Here is a 21,612-nt window from a genome sequence, read left to right as displayed (position 1 = left end):
ACACAGCAAAAAAGACATCCCTAGCCGAACAAAATGTTCGCAGAAGATGTCTTTATCTGGTGTCGCACGTTACTCTTTATCGAGTAATTAACCTTCTTTGTTAAAAGGTTCGTCCGCAATTTTAATGGAGTCGGTTGGGCAACCATCACAGGAATCTTGGAGATCATCAAACAAATCGTCCGGAATCGCTGTCACACCGCAGTTTCTGTCATTTTCGTAAATAACTTCTGCCAAACCTTCATCATCGTAATCAAAAATATCAGGAGCCGTTGCGCCACATGCACCACAAGCGATACAAGTGTCTTTTTCGACCCAAGTGTACTTAGCCATTTTTTTCTCTGCCTCCCGTTAAGCAATGCTGCGCTGTTGAACCAGCGTCTTATTTTTCTCATATTAATATAAAAAGAATACAATTTCAATTGATTTTCAATACGTTTGCATTTCTGACGCATTCTATAGTATCAATTTCGACACGTTTTTTCAATCTTTATCTGACTCAACAGACAACAGATTATCCTTTTGCAGTGAGGTACCTCGTTCCTTATGATTACGGAGCCTTGCAGAATGGGTGTCACTTAACATCCCAGCGGTCAAAACTGCATTTTCACCAAACTTATTGCGAAGCATATCCATAGCCTTGGTCAGTGACTCTTTCTTAGGCTGCTGTTCGTAATCGAACAAATCCAGCTGAATTGCAGAATCCTCTTTAGCGATCAATCCTTGCAAGGTCACACCAAGCAGTCGAACGGGCTTCTCACCATTCCAATGTCGAACATAAAGATCACAGACAGACTTGTAGATATCTTCTCCACTCTCTGAAGGCGCCTCAAGCTGCCGCGAACGTGTAATGGTCTTCATATCCGGTGTCCGAATGGTAAGCTGCACACCTGAAGCCACAAGCCCTTGCTTTCGCAAGCGCCGCGCTACCTGATCACTTAGATTCAGCAAAATGGGGCGTACCTCAGCAAGGCCAATAACATCCCGCGGCAGTGTAGTGGTGTGTCCGATCGACTTACTTTGCTCTCGCTCAGGATTTACTATCCCATGATCGATGCCGTTCCCTGCACGCTTTAGCCAGGAGCCCATAACTCCAAAATTCTCAACCAGCATTTTCTCATCAGACGCCGCTAATTGACCAATGCTGTAAATTCCCAGCTTACGGAGCTTCTCTGCCGTTTTTCCACCGATACCGAACATTTCATTACAGGGCTTATCCCATAAAATCTTAGGTACATCCCGCAGCCGCAGCACCGAAATACCATTTGGCTTTTTTAAATCCGAAGCCATCTTCGCCAGGAGCTTATTTGGAGCAATACCAATGGAGCATGGCAAGCCCAATTCTTCCATTATACGGCGCTGAATAGTTTCCGCAATTTCCATAGGCGTACCGAATTGCCTGGAGCCGGTTATATCTAAGTAACATTCATCTATCGACACTGCTTCCAGTAATGGTGTATAGCTATAAGCAATCTGCATAAACGCATTAGAATATTTGCGGTATAAATGGAAGTCCGGCTTAATAACGATAAGCGATGGACAAATACGAAGCGCCTTCTGAACCTGCATACCCGTCGAGATCCCCAATCTGCGGGCGACATACGAACAAGTAACAATAATCCCTTTCCGTAATTCAACGCTACCCGCAACCGCAGTAGCCTTACCTCTGAATTGGTCAGGATCCTCTGCCTCATGTACCGAGCAATAAAAAGCATTCATATCCACATGCAGGATAACCCTGCCACTCGTTGGATAATACTGATCAACATTCTGCACAATATCTACCTTCTTATCCTCAGGGTCTCTATTGTCCAATTTAGAATACCTCTCCGCTGCGGTTAGGTCAACTTAAGAAGCTGTAAAGTTCTTTGTTACATTCCCGCGTAAAAATGCTATAATGTATAAATTCATTTCCCTTGCCAATGCTTCCGATGTGAGTTTTGCACGAAGTGAATCCGGAAGACGAAGCTTACAAAACTTTTAGGAGGACACTCATGTCTAAGTCCATCTCCATCTTCGATACTACATTACGCGACGGCACCCAAGGTGAAGGCATCAGTCTGTCGGCTGACGACAAGCTGAAGATTGCCAAGAAGCTCGATGATCTGGGTGTGCACTATATTGAAGGTGGCATCCCGGGAAGCAACAATAAAGACATTGAATTTTTTAAAAGAGTCAAGGAGCTTCATCTGAACGCCAAAATCACAGCGTTCGGCAGCACACGGCGGAAGAATTCCTTGGCCGAAAACGATGACAATTTAAAACGTATGATTGATGCAGGAGTTCCTGCTGCTACACTCGTCGGAAAGTCTTGGGATTTTCATGTACACACTGCATTACAGACTACGCTTGAGGAGAATCTCGCCATGATTGGCGACTCCATATCCTACTTGAAACGCAAAGGCCTTGAAGTAATTTTTGACGCCGAGCATTTCTTTGATGGATACAAGAACAATCCTGAATATGCAGCAGCCGTTCTGTCCAAAGCCCGGGAAGCCGGAGCAGATTGGCTTGTAATGTGTGATACCAACGGTGGAACATTGCCTTTTGAAATTCATGAGATTGTTACCGCTCTGGCTGGGCAGCTACCTGGAGCAAATCTCGGAATTCACACTCACAATGACTGTGAGCTAGCGGTAGCTAATACACTTAGCGCCATCGGTGCTGGAGCACGGCAAGTTCAAGGTACCATTAATGGTTACGGCGAACGATGCGGCAATGCCAACTTATGTTCCATCATCCCTACCCTTCAGCTCAAAATGGGATACCACTGTATTCCTGGTGATTCTTTACCGCAGCTTACGAACACAGCACGCTATATTAGTGAAGTTGCCAATGTTAATCTGCCGGTAAATCAACCTTATGTCGGAAATGCAGCTTTCGCACACAAAGGTGGAATCCATGTCTCCGCCATCATGCGTGATTCACGGACCTATGAGCACATCGCTCCTGAGCTTGTCGGGAATAAACAACGTGTACTGGTCTCTGAACTGGCTGGACAGAGCAATGTGCTCTCCAAGGCGCAAGATATGGGTTTGAATTTGGATCCAAGCAGCGAGCAAGCTCGCCGGGTGATCGAGAAGATCAAAACGATGGAGCATCAGGGGTATCAATTCGAAGGTGCCGATGCCTCGCTGGAGCTATTACTTCGGGAAGCTACTGGCGAGATGAACGAAACCTTTACCTTTGAATCCTTCAAGATGTTAGTCGAAAAAACCGCAGAGCATCCAGTTGTATCTGAAGCCTTCGTTAAACTGAAGGTTGGCAATGAGAACCTTTATACCGCTGCTGAAGGTAACGGTCCGGTCAATGCACTCGACAACGCTCTTCGTAAAGCGCTGCAGACCTACTTCCCGCAATTGAAGGAAATGCATCTATCCGACTATAAGGTCCGTGTTATAGATGAGCAGGATCAGACTGCTGCGAAAGTACGAGTATTGATTGAATCCAAGAACTTCACAGACACTTGGAGTACGGTAGGCGTCTCCAGTAACGTTATTGAAGCCAGCTGGGAAGCGCTTGTTGACAGTATGCGCTACGCACTTCTGAATCAACTCTCGCTGGAAAATAAACAGTCTGGAAGTACTGAACCTAGAGGCCTAGTAAATCATTAATTCATACCTTTCATAAGCATTCATATGACGAAGAACCCCCTTCAACAGTTTAACTGTAATGAAGGGGGCCTTTTATAATTCTTTGGTGAGATCCTTTATGATTCGGTAAGCTTGATAATTTTTTTCTCCAGCTCTTCCGGACTAAGAATGCCCAGAATAATCTCTGAGATCACTCCATTCTTGTCAATAAGCACGTTGGTAGGAAATACTGCCCCGTTATATTTGCTGTACACCTCATCTTTCACATCAAACATAACCGGGAACACAAGACCGTATTTCTTAATAAAACGTTCTGCATTGGGTTTATAATCCTGACTACTCACATTAATACCATAAATATCTAGAACATCCTTATACTTAGTGGCCATGGTGTTAAGCTCCGGAGCTTCCTCCTTGCAGGGATCACACCATGAAGCCCAGAAATTAACGAGGACTGCCTTCTCTCGCGGCCCGTCAACTACATATGTAGTCCCATCCGTTCCTTGGAGTGAAAATGAGGGAGCGAGCAGTCCAGCCTTAGGTCCTATTTTCATTGGCGGCTCATCTTGTTGTCCAAAAACAGCCGTAGCCTTCGGCTCACGATTATGCCACACCGCAAACACAGCTACACTTACAATAAGAATCACTATCGTGATATTCAATTTATTTACTGCTTTCATAGGGATCTGTTCCTTTTCGAATGGAATAGTTTTCTACTATTGTACCCTCATTAACTTCAATTTCAAACCATCCATTTTTTAGACAAAAAGAAAAATAAAAAGAGGGTATCGTCAGCGACGAAACCCTAATGAAGAGAGAGGGGTGAACAAATGGCAGCATTACAGGGAAATGTCCAGCCTATAAGACTGAAATATTCCGTACAGCAAGCGCTGGGGAAGCACTTGCTGTCCAGTTACCCGCATGAAGCATGCGGAGTCCTGCTGGGTACTGCCGCAGCGGGTGGCATGCTCATCGATACTTACGTACCTATGCGCAACGTAGCGCCAGACCCGCTGCACACATTCACTCCCCATCCTGAAGAGTGGATTCATGTTCTTTACAATGAGCCGACACTCATCGGTTTATTTCATTCCCACCCAAATTCAGAACCTATACCTTCGGTTGCCGATTATAAAGGATTAACAGCACTTGGACCTGAATTTAAGGTCTACCTTATTGGTTCTCCCAGAACTGAAGATGGCTGCTCTCCATTTCTGAATGGATTTTATATTGAGCGGTATTCAAATGAACAAGGAACAGCTTTCCCTGAACTCTCTCATGCCCCGCTTCACGTTCTACTTAAATAAGCATATAAATCGCCTAAGGTATCTACTTGGCCCCGCTCCGAAATTTCGCGAAGATAAGCCACCCACAGCCGGGCTGTCATTTTGGCATCCTCTAATGCATTGTGACGTCCATGAATCGGAATTTCATGGACAAATAACAGTTCATCGAGTGTATAGTTATTTCGCTGCGGCTCGAGCCAACGTGCAAGCATCATCGTGTCCAGCACCCGGTGTGTAAGCTGAACTTTAGAAGTTCTCCATAGCGCGGCATTGAGAAAAGCTTTATCATGCGAGCTTGCATGTGCCACTAGCACATTTTGCCCCACAAAGGACATGAAATTATGAAGGCCATCAATTAAGGATGGGGCGGATTGTGTCATTTCTTCCGTTATCCCTGTTAACCTCGTAATATCTTCTGGAATTGCCGTCTGACAATTCACCAAGGTGTAAAAGCATTCATCTTCCTTAATTTCCTCTCCAACAACCTTAATTGCACCAAACGACATAATTTCATCTCCATGCTGATGAGAAAATCCCGTCGTCTCTAAATCAAATATAACCGTCTCCAGTTCAGACAGCGGAGTACGCAGCACCTCAGGACGACGCTTCTCACGCATGAGAGATCGGATGTAGGCCATTTGCTGCGCAGTCTGATGAGCAGTTTCTCCCCCTCTCATCGAAGCGATTGCCGACGGCATTCCACCTTGTCTCAGGTTGTTCCAGAATCCTCCATTCTTGCTTGACTCCCTCATGTTCGCCACCTTTCCGCTGAGCGGAGCTGACGCTGCAACGCCCGATGAAGGCGTCTAACAAGCAGCAGACTTTCACGCAGCTCAGACAACAGCTGCTTATTCTTCAGTTCACTCTCAGCAATATAATCACTGCTGATTAACAAGCCATTCTGGACACTAAATGGTGTGTTCACTCGCATCCGCATCGCCAATAAGAAAGCTCGCCGAATATCATCCAGATGTTGATATTTGTGAAGTCTTTCAAGCTCTTCAATTCGCTCTAAGGTCGAGCTAGCTCTAATATGATGCAATAACGATAAGCGTCTAACAATGTTCACTACCGGGATATAGACTCCATACTTAATGTCAAATCCACCTGCATAATCCCCAAAGCGCTCTGTTAACACCTGTCCCAGCAGATTTAAAGTCGCTTTATGGCGGACTGTATTGCGAAGAACAGCCACAGACAACTCCTCATTGTCAATAAAACCCTCATAGAAAGCCTCTTGCCACAATGCTGATAACTCCTTACTTCCCGCAACATGGCGCATATCTGAAGAAATGATAAGATACCGAATTGGCTCCCATTCCAGCTGGGTTCTCCATTCCTTCAGCTGCTCCTTCCATTCCGATAACGTCTTCCTCCACATCCCTTGGGAGCACATTACCTTACCTGCACATTTCTCATATCCTACTTTTTCAAGCAGATCGGATAACATCATTCCAAAAAATTCAAAGTATCTATTCTTCTCCCCATCCGGTTCACCCTCAACGATCAAACCATTATCCTGATCGCTCCACAGTGTAGCTTCCTGCCTTCCACTACTGCCAAACACAATAAAAGAATAAGCACAGGGAGGCGGGCCATAGCCCGCCTCTTTCATCTGCGCCTCACATATTAGTACTGCAGTCTCTGCAATAAGATTATGCATTGTATTCACACGAAACATCCATTCCTCAATCGGAATTACATTCAACTGTTCCAGTAGAATACTTTGGCAGGCAATTCGCCTCTCCCTAAGTTCCTGTGGCGAACCGGCTAAAACGATGGTACTAAAGCTTTCTTCATCATACCCGTCTGTTAACTCCATCGAAGCCACACGGTCCGCCTCCCTATCTGAGGATTCATATTATTGTTTAAGGGTTTTGGATTCCGTTTCTGCAATTAATTTCATTTGTTCAGGGTATCCGTAAGTACCATGCTCACTAATATCTAGGCCCATCAATTCTTCTTCTTCCGTAACACGAAGTCCTGTTGTTACCTTCATTACATATAAGATAATGAATGAAAGCACGGCTACGAAAGCAAATGTTCCTACTACCCCAAGCACTTGAACACCCAGCTGGTGGAAACCTCCACCGTAGAACAATCCGGCTTCCCCTACCAAAGCACCTTTAGTAATAAGATCCGGTGCAGCGAATAGACCCGTGGAAACCGCGCCCCACATTCCCGCAATACCATGTACCGAGAAAGCATAGATTGGATCATCAAGTCCTGCACGTTCCAGCCATTGGGAAGTCATGAATGTGAACGCACCCGCTACTAAACCAATAATGATTGCCGCCCATGGTTCAACGTAAGCACATGCACCAGTGATCGCAACCAATGCAGCTAGAACACCATTCAGCATTGCTGGAATATCAGATTTACCAAAATACAACCAAGAAGCAATTAATGCCGCCAAACCGCCTGCTGCTGCTGCGATATTCGTTGTTAATGCTACGTGACCAAAGAAACCTCCCATTGGGGACAAAGCACTACCTGGATTAAATCCGAACCAACCAAACCAGAGGATAATCACACCGAGTACAGTAAATACTTGGTTATGACCTGGAATAATAACAGGTTTACCTTCTTTATTAAACTTACCAAGTCGTGGCTTAAGCAATATGGTTGCTACTACCGCTGCAGTGGCACCTGTAAGATGGACAACCGTGGAACCTGCATAATCTTGCATTCCCAGCTCAGCCAACCAGCCGCCGCCCCATACCCAGTGTGCTACGACAGGATAAATTACGATTGAGAATAAAATTCCGAATATAATGTACACACTGATCTTTGCACGTTCTGCCATGCCTCCAGATACGATAGCTAAGGAAACTGCTGCAAACGCCATTTGGAACAAGAATTTAACATTTAAAGTAACATCAGAAAATGCAAGTGATTCAAATGAAGATGCTGTTGAATCTCCGCCATACAAGAAGCCTGTAGTACCGAAGAAGCCGTTACCGTTACCGAAGCCAAGTCCAAAGCCAACGGCCCAGAAACATACACTCGCAATGGCTAGTGTCAGTACCGTCTTACCGGCTACGTGACCTGCATTCTTCATTCGAACTGAACCTGCTTCAAGCATCGCGAACCCTGCTTGCATAAAGAAAACTAAGATGAATGCCAGGAAGGTAAACGCGGTATCCAATCCGACCTGCAAATCTGCATTTGTTGGACCGTCCGCCGCAAAAGCACTTACCGGATAAACCATCAGCGTAATCATGGCCAGTAACATCATCAACCATTTCTTTTTCATTTTTACCCCACTCCCCAATGTTATATTTTCTAACAAAGCGTGAAACTCTTAATGTCATTATAATCAGAAGTCAGGTAAATTGACAAGACTATTTTTGGTAATGTTTTTATTTTATTTTCACCAAACTCACAAATTCTCCATAGTACACTTGGACTATCTCAGTATTTTAGGCCCATACAGCTATGAATTCATTGAAATAACTACGTGAAGATCCGCTCTAATATTACTTTTTTATCGAATTATCCTTATTGATTCTCCAATAAACATAACATTAAATGTCATGTTTATAGTTAGGATTTATTAATGAGCATAATCGGTTCAAATTTGATATCACATGGAGTTTGAGTGTATTGTATATAAACAACGCATTTCATTTCATGAATTAACCTCTCTTTAATGCATATACTTTATGAAAGTATGACGTTTGACTGTATGGTTTCCAGTTTGTTATCATTACAGATAGCATAATAGAAACCACCAATATAGGAGACGACTATCCTTTATGGACAGTCGAATTCGATTAGTGAGGCGAGGTAGCATGGGGATATGATTCTATATCGAATTGGAGAATTAGCTAAGGCTGCTCACATCAGTGAGCGCACCATTGATTATTACACGAAATTGGGGTTAATCTCCCCAGAGTCAAGAAGCACCAAAAATTACCGACTTTACAGTCATGAAACCTTGGTCGACTTAGAACGTATTAATCAATTAAAGCATGACAAGTATTCATTGGAAGAAATCAAATCCATGATGAGCAAATGGAGCGAGGCTACTCCTGAAACTGACGTATCCGATAAATTAGTCGAGCTTGAGCAGCATATGCAACGACTAGAACGTGAAGTAAAGGCACTTGAACCCATTATAAGCGGTCTGAAGCCGGGACAGGCCAGACGCGCGCTCTCTAACTTACTCCCACAAGGAGTGGCCTGCATGGAGGCGATTCGGCTTCTATTGCTTACGCAAGGACCGCCAATGTAAATACCATATTTACAATACAGTGGAGGAATGCAGCTATGGGAATGTATCTATTAGTAATTATCGCTTTTATTTTTTCATTATGGGCCCAGTTCAGAGTTAAAGGGACATTCAGCAAATGGTCCAAGGTGGCCAACTTAAACGGTCTGACAGGATATGAAGCAGCTAGACGCATGCTCGACGCAAATGGACTTCACGATGTTCCGATTGAGCCTGTAAGAGGTACGCTTTCTGACCACTATGATCCGATTCACAGAGTTGTACGCTTATCAGAGCCTGTTTATTATGAGAGTTCTATCGCAGCAGTCTCAGTCGCTTGTCACGAAGTGGGTCACGCCATTCAGCATAAAGTAAGTTATCCTATGTTAACACTACGTCACCGGATGTTCCCAGTAGTTAATTTTGCATCAGGTATAGCACCATTCATGCTTATGGCAGGATTTATATTCGGTTACTTTAATCTTGTAGGCCTTGGTATCATTTTCTTCTCGGCCGCTGTTGCCTTCCAGCTTGTGACACTCCCAGTTGAGTTCAATGCCAGCAACCGGGCACGTCAAGTCATGGTAGAGCAAGGCTACATTCGTAACGAAGAGGAACGCGGAGTAGCCAAAGTCCTAAACGCAGCTGCATTAACGTACGTTGCCGCCGCGCTAGTCTCCTTACTCGAACTGCTTCGTTTGATTACTGTCTTTTTAGGTAACCGCGACTAATACAAAAATACAGCACAAAAAGAAACCCCGGAAGGCTAAGAGCCAACCGGGGTATTATTTTGCCTCGCTTTAAAATAGGATATCAAAAAAGTCCGAAACGAACGTGCAACCAGCGGCAACTTACTATCTGTTCGGTAGATCAAACCAACCGTCCTCGTCACAGCAGGCTCCACAACCCTTACCTGAGCTGGCTGGAGAGGATTCGTCTGATAGAACGCCATCTCCGGCAGAAGGCTTACACCCATCCCTGCCGCCACTAAACCACGTATGGTATCAGTCTCCCCACCTTCGAATGCAATCTGTGGTTGAAATCCCGCCTGCAAGCACGCTTGCCAAACGATCGGTCTCAAAGAATAACCTTGACTGAATAGAACAAACTTTTCATTTTGAAGCTGTTCCAGTCGGATCTCAGATTCTCCTGCCAGCTGATGATTCTGAGGAAGTATTGCAAATAACTCTTCAGTCATAACAATATCTCCAGAGACATGCTCATCATTTTCCGGAAAAGGTGAAATAAACGTTAAATCCACCTCTCCAGATAATACGTCCTTTATCAGCGAAGGGTAAGAGCCCTGCTTAAAGCGAAACTTAACATGGGGATAGTGCTGGCGGAATTCTGCAACGATAGTCGGGATAAGATGCGTTCCAAGACTGTGAGGAAACCCTATACGAATCTCTCCACGTTCCGGATCTAGAAATTCATGCACTTCATTTACCGAATGTTCCAATTCCTTAAGAATACTATCCACCCGCTTGCAAAAGAGCTGTCCAACCGGCGTAAGCTGCAAATTACGCCCTTTTTGCATGAACAAGTCAACCCCAAGCTCTTGCTCCAATTGATGAATCTGACGGCTTACCGCAGACTGCGCTACATGAAGTTCCTCCGCCGCTCTTGTTACATGTTCTTTTTGGGCTACCTTTAGAAAATATTGCAGCTGTCTTAGCTCCACTCCATCATCGCCCCTGTCTTAGGCTTTTTTTAAATATACGAATAATAAGTCCATATAGGAAAAAGCCAGAAACCAAGCCTCCGATATGCGCAACCCAATTCACATTTGGTGTTGCAAACGACATAATGATCCCGATTACAAGCAAACCGTATAACGTCTTTCGCGAGCCTTCGTCCATCATCGCCCGTTGAATAACAGCAATGTATAAAAATGCGCCATAGACGGCGTAGATTGCTCCAGAAGCACCTACCGAGACCGTACCTACCTCTAATACTGAGCGACTGCTGATTGCAATCGTTAGAAAATTCGCAAGAACTCCACCTACCACATAAAGAAGTGCATATCGCCACCAGCCAAGCAGGCGCTCCAGAGGCGGTGCAAATACCAGTAGAGCGAAGCTATTAAAGAATAGATGGGAAAACCCATTATGTAAAAAAATAGCCGCCACATAACGCCACAGTTCCTCTTTATACGGGCTAACATCAACTATAGCACCAAAATCAACAAGTGTTTGTATATTGGTGGATCCACCATTGAACGCCATGAGCATAAACATAATCACATTAGCTACAATGAGAAGACATGTTACCGGGTAATACCGGAGATAACTTTTCCAATTTTCATACCGAATAAATATCATTACACCCATCCCTTTACATTTATATCTTGCTCTGTTGGACATCTCCCTGTAAATAAGATTATAATTTATTGTGGCAGTAAGAGCCAATATTACAATTCGAGGAGGAAAACAAGGATATGACGCAAGAAAGAACAGGCGTAGCTACTTTTAAAAGCAGCCCCATCACTCTCGCAGGACCCAAGCTTACAGCTGGTGATCCCGCTCCTGATTTTGTTCTTAGTAAGAATCTACTGGAAGAAGTGTCTCTTAGTGATTATGCCGGTAAAATCAAGCTGATCAGTGTTGTACCTTCTCTAGATACTGGTGTATGTGATGCACAGACCCGCCGGTTCAATAGCGAAGCTGCAGAGCTAGGTGACGATGTAGTTATCCTCACGGTAAGTATGGACCTACCATTTGCTCAAGCCCGCTGGTGTGGCGCTGCAGGGATCGATCGCGTGATCACTCTATCCGATCACAAAGCAGCCTCATTCGGACAAGCTTATGGCGTACTAATCAAAGAATTCCGGTTAGATATGCGTTCTATTTTTGTACTAGACAAGAACAACACACTCACCTATGTTGAATATTTGAGTGAAATGACCGAGCACCCTAATTACGAAGATGCTATAGCTGCTGTGAAGAGTTTGCTCTAATTCTCTAGAACAGTAAGTTAGCGGCCATTTTCGACAATACTTACTTATCACTGCAAGCATAAATGCCTTTGTCGTCCTTACAAGGGCGACAAAGTGTTTATGCGAGAAATATAAGACATAAAGTATAGGTGTAGAACTTATACTTTCTTATATTTTGAAAAAAGCGGAAGAAGGTCCATCCTTCTCCCGCTTTTTTTGTAATAGAAAGATTTATCGATAATATCCAGAGCATTCAACATTTGCGTAAACGCATTCATACAATCTCTAAGTAAGAAGGTTTAGTAAGAATCTCTGAAAATTAGTCTGCTTTGTATTTTCCTAATTTTTTGTCCAAGGACGCATATAACCGCTGAATGACACGGTAATTAGCACCCAAATCACCTAGCGAACCTCTAGATGCAGAGTACATATCTACGCCACAACGTACAGGTGTGGTATTGAGCACAGAGACAGTAATGTCCAGTGTACGGCCGAATGCCGTTCTCTTCTCCAGAGTGATCTCACCTACTGACTCCACTTCATGAAGCACCTTGAATCCAGGAATCTTCTTAAGCGTTGATGAAACTTCCTCCCAAGCTTTGTCTTTCGTTAGATTGTAATAACGCGTTTTTAATGTCGGATCTTTTGCGCGGTCGCTTGTTCCATCATGACTACGGAATAAACCGACCAAGGTTCTTTTTAACGACAAAATTCTTCCCCCTCTACAAATCCCAAGTTCATTATTCTAAGTGTAACACTCTTGTCTCAGGAACAAAAGGGTATTACTCACTTTCTCCTTGTTCCAGACACACAAAAAAGCGCCCGTTCCCAACTTTCACGGGATACAGGGCGCTTTGGCCTAAACAATAGAAAACCCGCTTATGCCGTCCGGCTACAGTGTCTTCTGAACCTGCTAGAGCAGGTGGGTGATCGCAGAAAACGTTTTTGAATTCCCCAAGTCATATAGACAGGGCTGTTCAGCTGCGCTTCGTGTAGATCTCCCAAGACATTATCATTGGTTCAAAACAACGAGCAACCGTAACGAACATCGCAGGATTTGTTATTATTATATTGCGTTTTAACGAAAAAGTAAACCTGTATGCGCTTTATTTTACACTGGAATTAAATTACTGACGATTTCCAATGCTTAATACTCGTCTTTTTTAAATACGTTTTACATCTTTATCCTCAACATCGTCTTCAAAATCATCATCGTCATCGTCGTCATCCTCTTGATTATTCAAAGCAGCTTCTCGCTCTTCTTCCTCTTTCAGTTTCTTCTGCTCCACCTGCAGTTGCAGTTTATTATAGGTAGCATAGAAGTTAAAGAAAGCAGCCATCGCAATCAACGTTGGAATACAGATGAAATACAGTGCTGGATATCTAAGACCAATATAAGCTAGCACTGCAGCTGCAATCAAAGTTGAGAACACGCGAATTGGACGTGCTATAGTCAGCAATATTGAGTTAGTCATCACTTGTTTAAAGCTCATTTGATAATGAACGACAATAGAAAAGAAGTTAAACATGGACACCGATAAAATAATCATGAGCACTAACATCAAAATACCAACAATTCTGAAGTTAGGCATTTGTGTCATGTAAACCGTTACATCGACGTACATAATAACGAACATCAATGTGTAGATAATTCCACCGAGCATACTTTTTAAATAATTCTCTTTATACCCCTGAAAAAACGTACGAAAAGTTCCTACATCCGTGTTCCCCATAACCCATTTGCGCACAACGGTAAATAAAGCCGCCGAAGCAGGAAATACTGTAAATGGCGCCAGAATCCCCATAGCCCAGTTCAATGTGAGCTGCTCATTTACTCCACCTGAGCTTGTCCCAAGCATCATCAATTTCATCAATCCAAAAAATAAAAACGGGGCGGAACATAGTGCCCATAAGATATTACTAGCTGCGATACGTGTAATCCATTCTGTGATGCGGTATAAACCACCCATTGCTCCTTTAAACTCCAATTCCCTTCCTCCTCTGTCTCTTGCATACTGCTTATCTTAACTATACCTCATTTGACCTACTCTTTTCCATAGCCCAACTTTCTGAATTCTAGGTCATCGTCTATACATTAAGTCTATAAAGTCCATATATTGGGATTGTGACCATAAGAATTTCCAAAATCACCACATTCTAAAGGAGGTTATTATATGTCCTCACCTGTTGGCTACGGCGGCTGGACTTCCACTGGTACGATCCTCGTATTGTTTATCCTGCTAGTTATCATCACTCGTACTTTCATTTAAATAAGCTGCTAATTCAATAAACACCCTTATATTTCAGCAAAAAGAAGACGAGAACCGCTATTCGGCATCTCGTCTTCTTTGTATTTTGATAAATCATCACCCGCGGGTTCTGATCAAGTATTAATTATCGAAATCTTCGCGTTTTGCTGGACGCGTGCTTGTGCTGCTTGGGCGAGTAGATGGTTTGCGGTCCGCACTGCGGTTCGCTCCACCATCACGGCTAGCTGCGCCATCACGGTTGCCTTTATAGCCACCGCCATAACCGCCACTGCCACTACCATAGTTACTACCACCGCTGCTGTAGCCACCACGACTTCCGCCACCGTTGTTGTCACGGTTTCCACGGTATCCACCAGTGCTGCCACCGGAAGTACCACGGTTACCACCGTAACCACCATTAGGTTTGCGGCCACTGCGAATGTCGTTCTTACCACCACGACGTTTAGCACGGATTGGATCTTCAGGAGTCAATTCAATTGCAGAATCCTTCTTATCACCAGTCAGAAGCTTCATTGCAGCTGACAGCAATTGAACGGAATCATATTGCTCAAGCAATTGAATAGAAATACCTTTGTACTCATTCAATTCACCGTTCTCAACCATTTCAAGCAAACGTTCTGCTGTTACGCGTTGTTTACCTTCAATAGCCTCAGCCATAGTTGGCAATGGTTTACGAGTAATACGGTGACGAGTAACGCGTTCGATCAAATGCAGGTGATCCATTTCGCGTGGAGTAACGAAAGACCAAGCTGTACCTTCTTTACCAGCGCGACCAGTACGACCGATACGGTGTACATAGCTTTCTGGATCTTGCGGCAAGTCAAAGTTAATTACATGAGTAACGCCGGATACGTCCAAACCACGAGCCGCTACGTCAGTAGCTACCAGAACATCAATGCTGCCATCACGGAATTTACGCATTACAGCATCACGTTGGTTCTGAGACAGGTCACCATGTAATCCATCAGCAGAGTATCCACGTTTTTGCAAAGCTTCTGCAAGCTCATCAACCCGGCGCTTCGTGCGTCCGAACACGATTGCAAGCTCAGGTGATTCCATATCAATCAAACGACTAAGCGCTTCGAACTTTTGACGTTCAGGTACTTCAACATATGCTTGATCAATCAGCGGAGCACTGATTTGTTTCGGAATAACGGAGACGTGTTGCGGGTTGTTCAGGAATTGCTGTGCAAGACGTTGAATGTTTGGAGGCATTGTAGCCGAGAACAACATAGTTTGACGTTCTTCAGGAACGAGCTTGAGGATTGTCTGAATATCTTCCATAAAGCCCATATCCAGCATTTCATCTGCTTCATCCAATACAACAGTTTGAACATCATCCAAACGAATGGTTTTACGGTTGATATGGTCAAGCAAACGTCCAGGTGTACCAATAATAATTTGTGGTTTCTTCTTAAGACCACGGATTTGGCGACCAATATCTTGTCCGCCATAAATTGCCAACGAACGAAGACCTTTAAAACGGCTTAGCTTACCGATTTCTTCTGATACTTGAATGGCCAACTCACGTGTTGGTGCCATAATAAGTGCCAGAATTTTTTCGTCTTCGCGATTAATCTTCGAAATGAGGGGGATACCAAAAGCAGCAGTCTTACCTGTACCAGTCTGTGCTTGACCGATCAGATCCGACCCAGTCAATGCCAATGGAATTGACTGCTCCTGTATCGGTGTTGCCTCCTCAAATCCTAACTCTGTGATTGCTTGTAGCACTTTTGGCTCCAAGCCAAATTCTGCGAATGTTTTCAAATTATTCATGCTCCTTCTATACAGTGGACATTCCACATGCTTGTCTGTATTCTTAAGTAGCGGTAAACACATTTATATGCTGTCCAATCATGCTCTTTTTTCTGCATGATATAGCGCTTTTGGGACGAAAAGCCTCCCTTTCATCAGGTACTTCATTGTACCTGAGCAACTGTAGCTTTACATCCGATGCAATGCAAAAATACCATTGTAACGTCCTACTCAAGAATATCCTGTACATTATATCACAACTCTAAGTAGGAATACCAGTGGGTTCCTTTCTTTTCATTGCATACATGGTTTATTTTTAAATTTATTTATAGAGGTGGATTTGCTTGTTAAGACAGATTTGGAATTGTATTGCAGTTATTTTTGGGGCAGCGTTGATCGCCAGTGGATTTAATCTTTTTCTAATCCCTCATCGCTTACTCAGCGGAGGAGTATCCGGGCTTTCGATGTTAGTGGGTTACTTTACACCACTAAACATAAGCCTCTTGTACTTTCTCTTTAATATTCCATTGCTTGTAGCTGGTTGGTTCCAGCTAGGCCGGAGATTTATTATGCTAAGCATGTTATCCGTTGTGGCAACAACCTGGTTCTTGACGATCATTCCCGAATATTTGGTAGCTACTGATATGCTGCTTTCTTCTGTATTTGGTGGAGTGCTGGTCGGTATTGGCTGTGGCTTCAGCTTCCGTGCAGGTGGTTCATCCGGAGGTTTTGATATCCTGGGATCCATCATCACTAAATTCCGCGATTTCCCAGTTGGAAACGTGGTGGTTAGCTTAAACGGACTCGTTATTCTTGCCGCGGCATATTTTGATAACAACTGGAACTTGGCTCTTGCATCGATGGTATCTATATACGTAACTGGTAAGGTACTGGACATGATTCACATCAGCCATTTAAAGGTAACCGTATATATAGTAACAAATCGTACAGATGAGCTCCTTCAGCACTTAATGGGGCTTCAACGCGGTGTCACAAAGATTAAAACAGAAGGCGCTTATTCTCATGTTGAAAAGGACATGCTAATGACAGTAACAACCCGCTACGAACTTGCTGAACTGCAACGTATTATCCGCACGACAGATCCTCAAGCATTTGTAAATATTGTCGAGACAGTTGGTGTTATGGGCTCCTTCCGAAAAAGATAAAAACTGGCAATGAAAAGTATTAATTTGGAAAATGCACCAATCACAGAATTGTGATATATTATAATCACGCAGAACCCTAACAATTTCATAAAGATTGAGATTTACCCCTCTTTTTTCCAAGCACTTCGTTTTCCGATGATTACTGAATTCCATTCAGACCTATCGAAAAAGGAAAGGGTGATTTTTGTGGAAATGGAAACGGTAAAGCTGTCAGCAATCGTCATGAGGTGGTATCCTGATATGATGCCGTTTCTCAAACAGGACGAATTAAATTCCGTAATCGTTCTGCGTGACGGGCTTAGTATTCTGGAACCTGCAGATGCCATGGATATCATCCATTACAGTATCTGTGAACATCAGAATTCTGCGTATCTTCAATGAGTAAGCCGCAAGAGAAGTCTTGATAGTTGCCGCCTTAAGTTCGGCCATGTTGCCGTTTTGAGGCGGCATTTACTTTTTAACAATACGTTTAGAATCTGTGCGTCCCGGTTATATACATCAAGGATGGATTTTCAGACCCGATCTGAGCCAACATTATTACAACACTGTTCTTTTTAGAAGCAACCGTTCCTATATAATTTAGGAAATGTACATAAAGGGAGAGAATACGAATGAACATCACCTGGGCTCTACTGATGATGGCCTTGGGAAGTGTAGGCGTGCAACAGAATCAACATGACGCTGAAGTGGCAATTGCATTGAAGTCCGCCATGAATCCCCCCATCATCGCTACGCAAAATAATAATTCAAATGGTTCAACTCCAGCTCCAAATGCTACAGCAGAAGCAAATGACTCACAAAGCATGCTACACGCAGATCCTCAGCCGGATGCGCCAAAAGTAAAAGGCATCTATGTTACCGCATACAGTGCCGGTGGAGAACGAATGGAAAAGCTTCTTTCTTTACTTGATCAGACGGAACTAAATTCTATGGTCATCGACATTAAGGATGATGCAGGTTACATCACGTATAAAACCGATAATCCTGAACTTCAGAAACTCGGTAATCCGCAGCCATTTATTGGCGACATCAACAAACTGATGGAAAGATTGAATAAACATGATGTATATCCTATCGCTCGAATTGTTGTCTTTAAGGACTCTATACTTGCCAAAAAGAATCCGCAATTATCCTTTGTTAATGCAGACGGCACAGTATGGAAGAATAAAGGCGGCGATAGCTTTGTTAATCCTTATAATGAAGATGTCTGGAAGTACAATGTCGATATCGCCAAAGAAGCTGTCAAACTCGGCTTTAAAGAAATTCAATTCGACTATGTGCGCTTTCCTGAAGGATTCGAAAAACGTGCAGACACACTTAAATACACCAAAACTAGCGATTCTCGCGTAGATATCATTTCTAATTTTGTAAAATACGCAAAAGCAGAGCTTGCTCCACTTGGTGTTCGTGTATCCGTAGATATTTTTGGATATGCCGCATCTGCTCCTGCTGAGGGCATAGGACAAGACTTCGTTAAAATATCCAAGAATGTGGATGTCATCAGCCCGATGATTTATCCGAGTCATTATTCAACAGGATGGTTTGGAGTGAAAGAGCCTGACTTAGATCCGTATGCTACCATTAAAGGCTCCATGGTTGATACCCATAAGAAGCTTGATCCTCTAGGCAGCTACAAACCTGTTATTCGTCCTTGGATTCAAGATTTTACAGCAAGCTGGCTCGGTAAAGGTCATTATATTAAATACGGTAAAAAACAGGTGGAAGATCAAATACGCGCTTTAAAAGATGAAAATGTAGAGGAGTTTCTACTCTGGAACGCCAATAACCGATATACCTCCGATGTCGATTATGAGAAATAATGTATATAGCCCTAATTATGTATAATTGAAATCAGGTATGATATATAAAGATAAAGACCCGGCATTTGCCGGGTCTTTTAATGGAGAAAAAGGGAACTTTTACTGTAATCATTAAAAACCAACAAAGAATGAGGCAAAGAACGATGATACAAACCACCTCTTTAAAACAAAAAGCAATACAATTCTTTCATATTTTATTTCCAATTCTGGTTACACAGATTGCTTTGTCAGCGATAACCTTCTTTGATACAAACATGTCAGGTAAGTTTGGTACAGCCGATCTGGCAGGTGTGGCGATAGGAACCAGTCTCTGGATTCCAATTCAAACGGGCTTAAGTGGAATCCTTATGGGGATTACCCCCATCGTCTCTCAGCTCATCGGAAGCAAAAAAGAAAAGGATGTAGCCTATCAAGTCACACAGGGAATCTGGTTATCACTGATCGTCTCTGTAATTGTCTTACTAATCGGGAGCTTCGCCTTGTCACCTATCCTTAATTTTATGAATCTGGAGCCGACTGTAAGAGATGTTGCATTTCGTTTCCTAAGTGCGATCTCCTTCGGAATTATCCCGCTGTTTGGATATACAGTTCTCCGTAGTTGTATAGACGCTCTGGGACAAACACGAGTGTCCATGTTGATCACACTCATAGCCCTACCCGTGAATGTTGGTTTGAACTACTTACTAATCTTCGGAAAATTCGGGTTTCCTCGACTTGGTGGTGTTGGAGCTGGAGTGGCATCAGCTATCACCTACTGGGTAATTTTTTCGGTTGCCCTGCTGTTCATTTATCGGGTAGAACCCTTTGCAAGCCTTAGAATCTTCCGAAAGTTCTTCTTTATATCGCTAAAAAGCTTCAAAGATCTACTGAAGATCGGTGTACCTATTGGCTTCTCGATTTTTTTTGAAACTGCAGTCTTCTCCGCTGTAACCTTGTTGATGAGTCGGTTCGATACTGTAACGATTGCAGCTCATCAAGCAGCCATTAATTTTGCAACTACGTTATATATGATTCCGCTCAGTATCTGTATGAGCCTTACCATTCTCGTCGGCTTCGAGACTGGATCCGGCAGGCAAAAGGATGCCCGTCAATATGCCATTATGGGAATTGGACTTGCGGCTATCCTCTCCCTGGCAACTGCACTCCTGCTCTTATTTGCCGGCCATCATGTAGCTGGTTTATACACTGATGAACCTGATGTCATTTCATTCATTCAGCATTTCTTAATCTATGCGATCTTTTTCCAGATTTCCGATGCGATTGCAACACCTACACAAGGAGCACTTCGTGGCTATAAGGATGTTAATCCAGCCTTCATTATTTGCTTTATAGCTTATTGGGTTATAGGGCTTCCTACAGGCTATGTACTTGCTACTTATACGGATCTAGGAGCTTATGGTTATTGGATCGGCTTGATCACCGGCCTTGCGATTGGGGCTACATTACTCTTGACTCGGCTTGTTAAAGTTCAACGCCGTTATGCCACACAATATGCAGACGCTCAAGCACATCACTAATAATCAAAAGAATACAAAAAAGGAACAGTGCGAAATTCGCAGCTGTTCCTTTTTTGTGTGTTAATTATTGTGAAAGACGGGATGCAAGCTCGTACAACTCCACGTCAAAGTCTTTCTTCGTATTCACTACAAGATCGATATCTGTAAGGGTTAGTTCTCCCTTGATGATACCGCAACCTTTATCAGACTCACCTTCAATTAGTTTACGAACGGCAAAGTCACCAAGACGGCTAGCAAGGTTCCGGTCTCCAGGTGTTGGTGTTCCTCCCCGCTGAATATGTCCAAGTACAGTAACCCGTGCATCCAGAGAAGCATGACGATCTTTCAACGCTTGGGCCACATCTTCGCCTTTACCCACACCTTCTGCAACGATGACGATACTGTGACGTTTACCTCTGACAAAGTTGTCGCGCATACGATCCGCAACTTCATTCAAGTCATATGGCATTTCTGGCACGAGAATTGTTTCTGCTCCAGAAGCCAGACCTGCATGTAGCGCGATATCTCCACAATGACGTCCCATAACTTCTACAATGGAAGAACGCTCATGGGAGGACATCGTGTCACGCAGCTTGTTAATAGCATCTACAACGACACCAACTGCAGTATCAAACCCAATGGTGTAATCCGTGTAGGAAATATCATTATCAATTGTTCCCGGTAATGCCATCGTCTTGATACCGAGTTTACTTAGTTTATTAGCACCTTTATAAGAACCATCTCCACCTATAACCACTAGGCCATCGATGCCCATTTCATTAAGAATATCTGCACCCTTTTGCTGACCTTCTGGTTTTGTGAACTCCAGACATCTTGCAGATTGCAGAATGGTTCCCCCACGTTGAATAATGTCACCAACACTGCGAAGATCCATAGGGAAGATATCGCGATTCAGAAGACCTTGATATCCACGTTGAACTCCAAAAACTTCAATGCCATAATAAAGTGCGCTTCTTACAACCGCACGAACAGCGGCGTTCATACCTTGTGAATCTCCACCACTAGTCAGTACTGCAATTTTTTTGATTTTTGACATTCTGTTGTTCCTCCTTAAAGTTGT

22 protein-coding genes and 1 other RNA gene are annotated in these 21,612 nt (G+C 43.5%); 10 read left to right on the top strand and 13 right to left on the bottom strand.

All coding sequences use genetic code 11. The features are described 5' to 3' along the window. Window positions 1–87 precede the first annotated feature (87 nt). The gene (locus MHI27_RS10160) at window positions 88–330 is read right to left on the bottom strand and encodes a ferredoxin (protein WP_042186857.1); all 243 of its coding nucleotides are present in this window, start codon (window positions 328–330) and stop codon (window positions 88–90) included. Window positions 331–480: 150 nt separating this feature from the next. Continuing rightward, entirely contained in the window at window positions 481–1,812 is a 1,332-nt protein-coding gene (locus MHI27_RS10155) for a DNA polymerase IV (protein WP_371915713.1), read from the bottom strand. A 179-nt stretch (window positions 1,813–1,991) separates the two neighbouring features. On the opposite strand from MHI27_RS10155, the gene cimA reads away from it, so the two are divergent. Further along, window positions 1,992–3,611: a citramalate synthase gene (cimA, locus tag MHI27_RS10150; protein ID WP_149643956.1), complete on the top strand. Its 1,620-nt coding sequence runs from the start codon at window positions 1,992–1,994 to the stop codon at window positions 3,609–3,611. Between the two features lie 95 nt (window positions 3,612–3,706). On the opposite strand, the gene MHI27_RS10145 is transcribed toward cimA, so the two are convergent. After that, window positions 3,707–4,270 carry a TlpA disulfide reductase family protein gene (locus tag MHI27_RS10145; RefSeq protein WP_340968699.1) on the bottom strand — a complete coding sequence of 188 codons (564 nt, stop codon included), beginning with the start codon at window positions 4,268–4,270 and terminating at the stop codon, window positions 3,707–3,709. A 150-nt stretch (window positions 4,271–4,420) separates the two neighbouring features. Between MHI27_RS10145 and MHI27_RS10140 the strand changes: the two genes are divergently transcribed. Then, window positions 4,421–4,897, top strand: a complete 477-nt coding sequence (locus MHI27_RS10140) for a Mov34/MPN/PAD-1 family protein (RefSeq protein WP_405176167.1) — start codon at window positions 4,421–4,423, stop codon at window positions 4,895–4,897. Here the strand turns inward: MHI27_RS10140 and MHI27_RS10135 are convergent. Genes MHI27_RS10135 through MHI27_RS10125 form a run of 3 tightly spaced genes read right to left on the bottom strand, consistent with a single transcriptional unit; the run spans window position 4,879 to window position 8,132 of the window. Further along, the gene (locus MHI27_RS10135; RefSeq protein WP_405176166.1) at window positions 4,879–5,628 is read right to left on the bottom strand and encodes an exonuclease domain-containing protein; all 750 of its coding nucleotides are present in this window, start codon (window positions 5,626–5,628) and stop codon (window positions 4,879–4,881) included. The two genes, MHI27_RS10140 and MHI27_RS10135, sit on opposite strands and share 19 nt — an antisense overlap. Then, window positions 5,625–6,698: a DUF294 nucleotidyltransferase-like domain-containing protein gene (locus MHI27_RS10130; RefSeq protein WP_405176716.1), complete on the bottom strand. Its 1,074-nt coding sequence runs from the start codon at window positions 6,696–6,698 to the stop codon at window positions 5,625–5,627. Before MHI27_RS10130 ends, MHI27_RS10135 begins: the two co-directional genes overlap by 4 nt. 39 nt (window positions 6,699–6,737) lie before the next feature. Next, window positions 6,738–8,132 carry an ammonium transporter gene (locus tag MHI27_RS10125; protein WP_341125638.1) on the bottom strand — a complete coding sequence of 465 codons (1,395 nt, stop codon included), beginning with the start codon at window positions 8,130–8,132 and terminating at the stop codon, window positions 6,738–6,740. Between the two features lie 546 nt (window positions 8,133–8,678). Between MHI27_RS10125 and MHI27_RS10120 the strand changes: the two genes are divergently transcribed. Both MHI27_RS10120 and MHI27_RS10115 read left to right on the top strand, forming a co-directional pair. Continuing rightward, complete coding sequence (locus MHI27_RS10120; RefSeq protein ID WP_042186848.1) at window positions 8,679–9,113, top strand: MerR family transcriptional regulator; 435 nt, start codon at window positions 8,679–8,681, stop codon at window positions 9,111–9,113. 35 nt (window positions 9,114–9,148) lie between these two features. Then, window positions 9,149–9,820: a zinc metallopeptidase gene (locus MHI27_RS10115; RefSeq protein ID WP_042186846.1), complete on the top strand. Its 672-nt coding sequence runs from the start codon at window positions 9,149–9,151 to the stop codon at window positions 9,818–9,820. Between the two features lie 35 nt (window positions 9,821–9,855). Here the strand turns inward: MHI27_RS10115 and MHI27_RS10110 are convergent, their stop codons facing one another. Both MHI27_RS10110 and MHI27_RS10105 read right to left on the bottom strand, forming a co-directional pair. Then, window positions 9,856–10,770, bottom strand: coding sequence for a LysR family transcriptional regulator (locus MHI27_RS10110; RefSeq protein WP_042186843.1), 915 nt, complete (start codon window positions 10,768–10,770; stop codon window positions 9,856–9,858). 4 nt (window positions 10,771–10,774) lie between these two features. Then, window positions 10,775–11,410 (bottom strand): rhomboid family intramembrane serine protease, encoded by a 636-nt coding sequence (locus MHI27_RS10105; RefSeq protein WP_076283402.1) that lies wholly within the window; start codon window positions 11,408–11,410, stop codon window positions 10,775–10,777. Window positions 11,411–11,526: 116 nt separating this feature from the next. Here MHI27_RS10105 and tpx point away from each other — a divergent pair, with 116 nt between their 5' ends. Next, the gene (tpx, locus tag MHI27_RS10100) at window positions 11,527–12,045 is read left to right on the top strand and encodes a thiol peroxidase (protein WP_405176165.1); all 519 of its coding nucleotides are present in this window, start codon (window positions 11,527–11,529) and stop codon (window positions 12,043–12,045) included. A gap of 298 nt (window positions 12,046–12,343) precedes the next feature. On the opposite strand, the gene MHI27_RS10095 is transcribed toward tpx, so the two are convergent. From MHI27_RS10095 to MHI27_RS10085, 3 genes are all read right to left on the bottom strand, one after another. Further along, complete coding sequence (locus MHI27_RS10095; RefSeq protein ID WP_042186839.1) at window positions 12,344–12,733, bottom strand: DUF1499 domain-containing protein; 390 nt, start codon at window positions 12,731–12,733, stop codon at window positions 12,344–12,346. A 159-nt stretch (window positions 12,734–12,892) separates the two neighbouring features. After that, window positions 12,893–13,084: non-coding RNA, 6S RNA (gene ssrS, locus MHI27_RS10090), on the bottom strand. Window positions 13,085–13,187: 103 nt separating this feature from the next. Beyond that, window positions 13,188–14,012 (bottom strand): YesL family protein, encoded by an 825-nt coding sequence (locus MHI27_RS10085; RefSeq protein WP_076283170.1) that lies wholly within the window; start codon window positions 14,010–14,012, stop codon window positions 13,188–13,190. 186 nt (window positions 14,013–14,198) lie between these two features. Between MHI27_RS10085 and MHI27_RS10080 the strand changes: the two genes are divergently transcribed. Further along, window positions 14,199–14,294, top strand: coding sequence for a hypothetical protein (locus MHI27_RS10080; RefSeq protein ID WP_042186834.1), 96 nt, complete (start codon window positions 14,199–14,201; stop codon window positions 14,292–14,294). Window positions 14,295–14,414: 120 nt separating this feature from the next. Here MHI27_RS10080 and MHI27_RS10075 read toward each other — a convergent pair whose 3' ends face one another. Continuing rightward, entirely contained in the window at window positions 14,415–16,061 is a 1,647-nt protein-coding gene (locus MHI27_RS10075) for a DEAD/DEAH box helicase (protein ID WP_076283171.1), read from the bottom strand. A 332-nt stretch (window positions 16,062–16,393) separates the two neighbouring features. On the opposite strand from MHI27_RS10075, the gene MHI27_RS10070 reads away from it, so the two are divergent. From MHI27_RS10070 to MHI27_RS10055, 4 genes are all read left to right on the top strand, one after another. After that, window positions 16,394–17,215, top strand: coding sequence for a YitT family protein (locus MHI27_RS10070; RefSeq protein ID WP_076283172.1), 822 nt, complete (start codon window positions 16,394–16,396; stop codon window positions 17,213–17,215). A 192-nt stretch (window positions 17,216–17,407) separates the two neighbouring features. After that, complete coding sequence (locus tag MHI27_RS10065) at window positions 17,408–17,596, top strand: hypothetical protein (RefSeq protein WP_036689649.1); 189 nt, start codon at window positions 17,408–17,410, stop codon at window positions 17,594–17,596. A 230-nt stretch (window positions 17,597–17,826) separates the two neighbouring features. After that, the gene (locus MHI27_RS10060; RefSeq protein ID WP_076283173.1) at window positions 17,827–19,035 is read left to right on the top strand and encodes a putative glycoside hydrolase; all 1,209 of its coding nucleotides are present in this window, start codon (window positions 17,827–17,829) and stop codon (window positions 19,033–19,035) included. A gap of 143 nt (window positions 19,036–19,178) precedes the next feature. After that, window positions 19,179–20,552: an MATE family efflux transporter gene (locus MHI27_RS10055; protein WP_405176164.1), complete on the top strand. Its 1,374-nt coding sequence runs from the start codon at window positions 19,179–19,181 to the stop codon at window positions 20,550–20,552. Between the two features lie 64 nt (window positions 20,553–20,616). Here the strand turns inward: MHI27_RS10055 and pfkA are convergent, their stop codons facing one another. Next, window positions 20,617–21,588, bottom strand: coding sequence for a 6-phosphofructokinase (gene pfkA / locus MHI27_RS10050; protein WP_042126307.1), 972 nt, complete (start codon window positions 21,586–21,588; stop codon window positions 20,617–20,619). Window positions 21,589–21,612 lie beyond the last annotated feature (24 nt).

This window comes from Paenibacillus sp. FSL H8-0261 (genome assembly GCF_045040645.1).
GTDB lineage: Bacteria > Bacillota > Bacilli > Paenibacillales > Paenibacillaceae > Paenibacillus_AQ.
Note: the sequence above shows the minus strand (reverse complement) of the source record. Positions and strands in the feature narration are given on the sequence as shown.

Excerpts from the sequence above, each read along its gene's own strand:
- MHI27_RS10160 (WP_042186857.1), bottom strand. The coding sequence starts at position 330 with ATGGCTAAGTACACTTGGGTCGAAAAAGACACTTGTATCGCTTGTGGT.
- cimA (WP_149643956.1), top strand. The coding sequence starts at position 1,992 with ATGTCTAAGTCCATCTCCATCTTCGATACTACATTACGCGACGGCACC.
- MHI27_RS10145 (WP_340968699.1), bottom strand. The coding sequence starts at position 4,270 with ATGAAAGCAGTAAATAAATTGAATATCACGATAGTGATTCTTATTGTA.
- MHI27_RS10140 (WP_405176167.1), top strand. The coding sequence starts at position 4,421 with ATGGCAGCATTACAGGGAAATGTCCAGCCTATAAGACTGAAATATTCC.
- MHI27_RS10135 (WP_405176166.1), bottom strand. The coding sequence starts at position 5,628 with ATGAGGGAGTCAAGCAAGAATGGAGGATTCTGGAACAACCTGAGACAA.
- MHI27_RS10130 (WP_405176716.1), bottom strand. The coding sequence starts at position 6,698 with ATGGAGTTAACAGACGGGTATGATGAAGAAAGCTTTAGTACCATCGTT.
- MHI27_RS10125 (WP_341125638.1), bottom strand. The coding sequence starts at position 8,132 with ATGAAAAAGAAATGGTTGATGATGTTACTGGCCATGATTACGCTGATG.
- MHI27_RS10120 (WP_042186848.1), top strand. The coding sequence starts at position 8,679 with ATGATTCTATATCGAATTGGAGAATTAGCTAAGGCTGCTCACATCAGT.
- MHI27_RS10115 (WP_042186846.1), top strand. The coding sequence starts at position 9,149 with ATGGGAATGTATCTATTAGTAATTATCGCTTTTATTTTTTCATTATGG.
- MHI27_RS10105 (WP_076283402.1), bottom strand. The coding sequence starts at position 11,410 with ATGATATTTATTCGGTATGAAAATTGGAAAAGTTATCTCCGGTATTAC.
- tpx (WP_405176165.1), top strand. The coding sequence starts at position 11,527 with ATGACGCAAGAAAGAACAGGCGTAGCTACTTTTAAAAGCAGCCCCATC.
- MHI27_RS10080 (WP_042186834.1), top strand. The coding sequence starts at position 14,199 with ATGTCCTCACCTGTTGGCTACGGCGGCTGGACTTCCACTGGTACGATC.
- MHI27_RS10065 (WP_036689649.1), top strand. The coding sequence starts at position 17,408 with ATGGAAACGGTAAAGCTGTCAGCAATCGTCATGAGGTGGTATCCTGAT.
- MHI27_RS10060 (WP_076283173.1), top strand. The coding sequence starts at position 17,827 with ATGAACATCACCTGGGCTCTACTGATGATGGCCTTGGGAAGTGTAGGC.
- MHI27_RS10055 (WP_405176164.1), top strand. The coding sequence starts at position 19,179 with ATGATACAAACCACCTCTTTAAAACAAAAAGCAATACAATTCTTTCAT.
- pfkA (WP_042126307.1), bottom strand. The coding sequence starts at position 21,588 with ATGTCAAAAATCAAAAAAATTGCAGTACTGACTAGTGGTGGAGATTCA.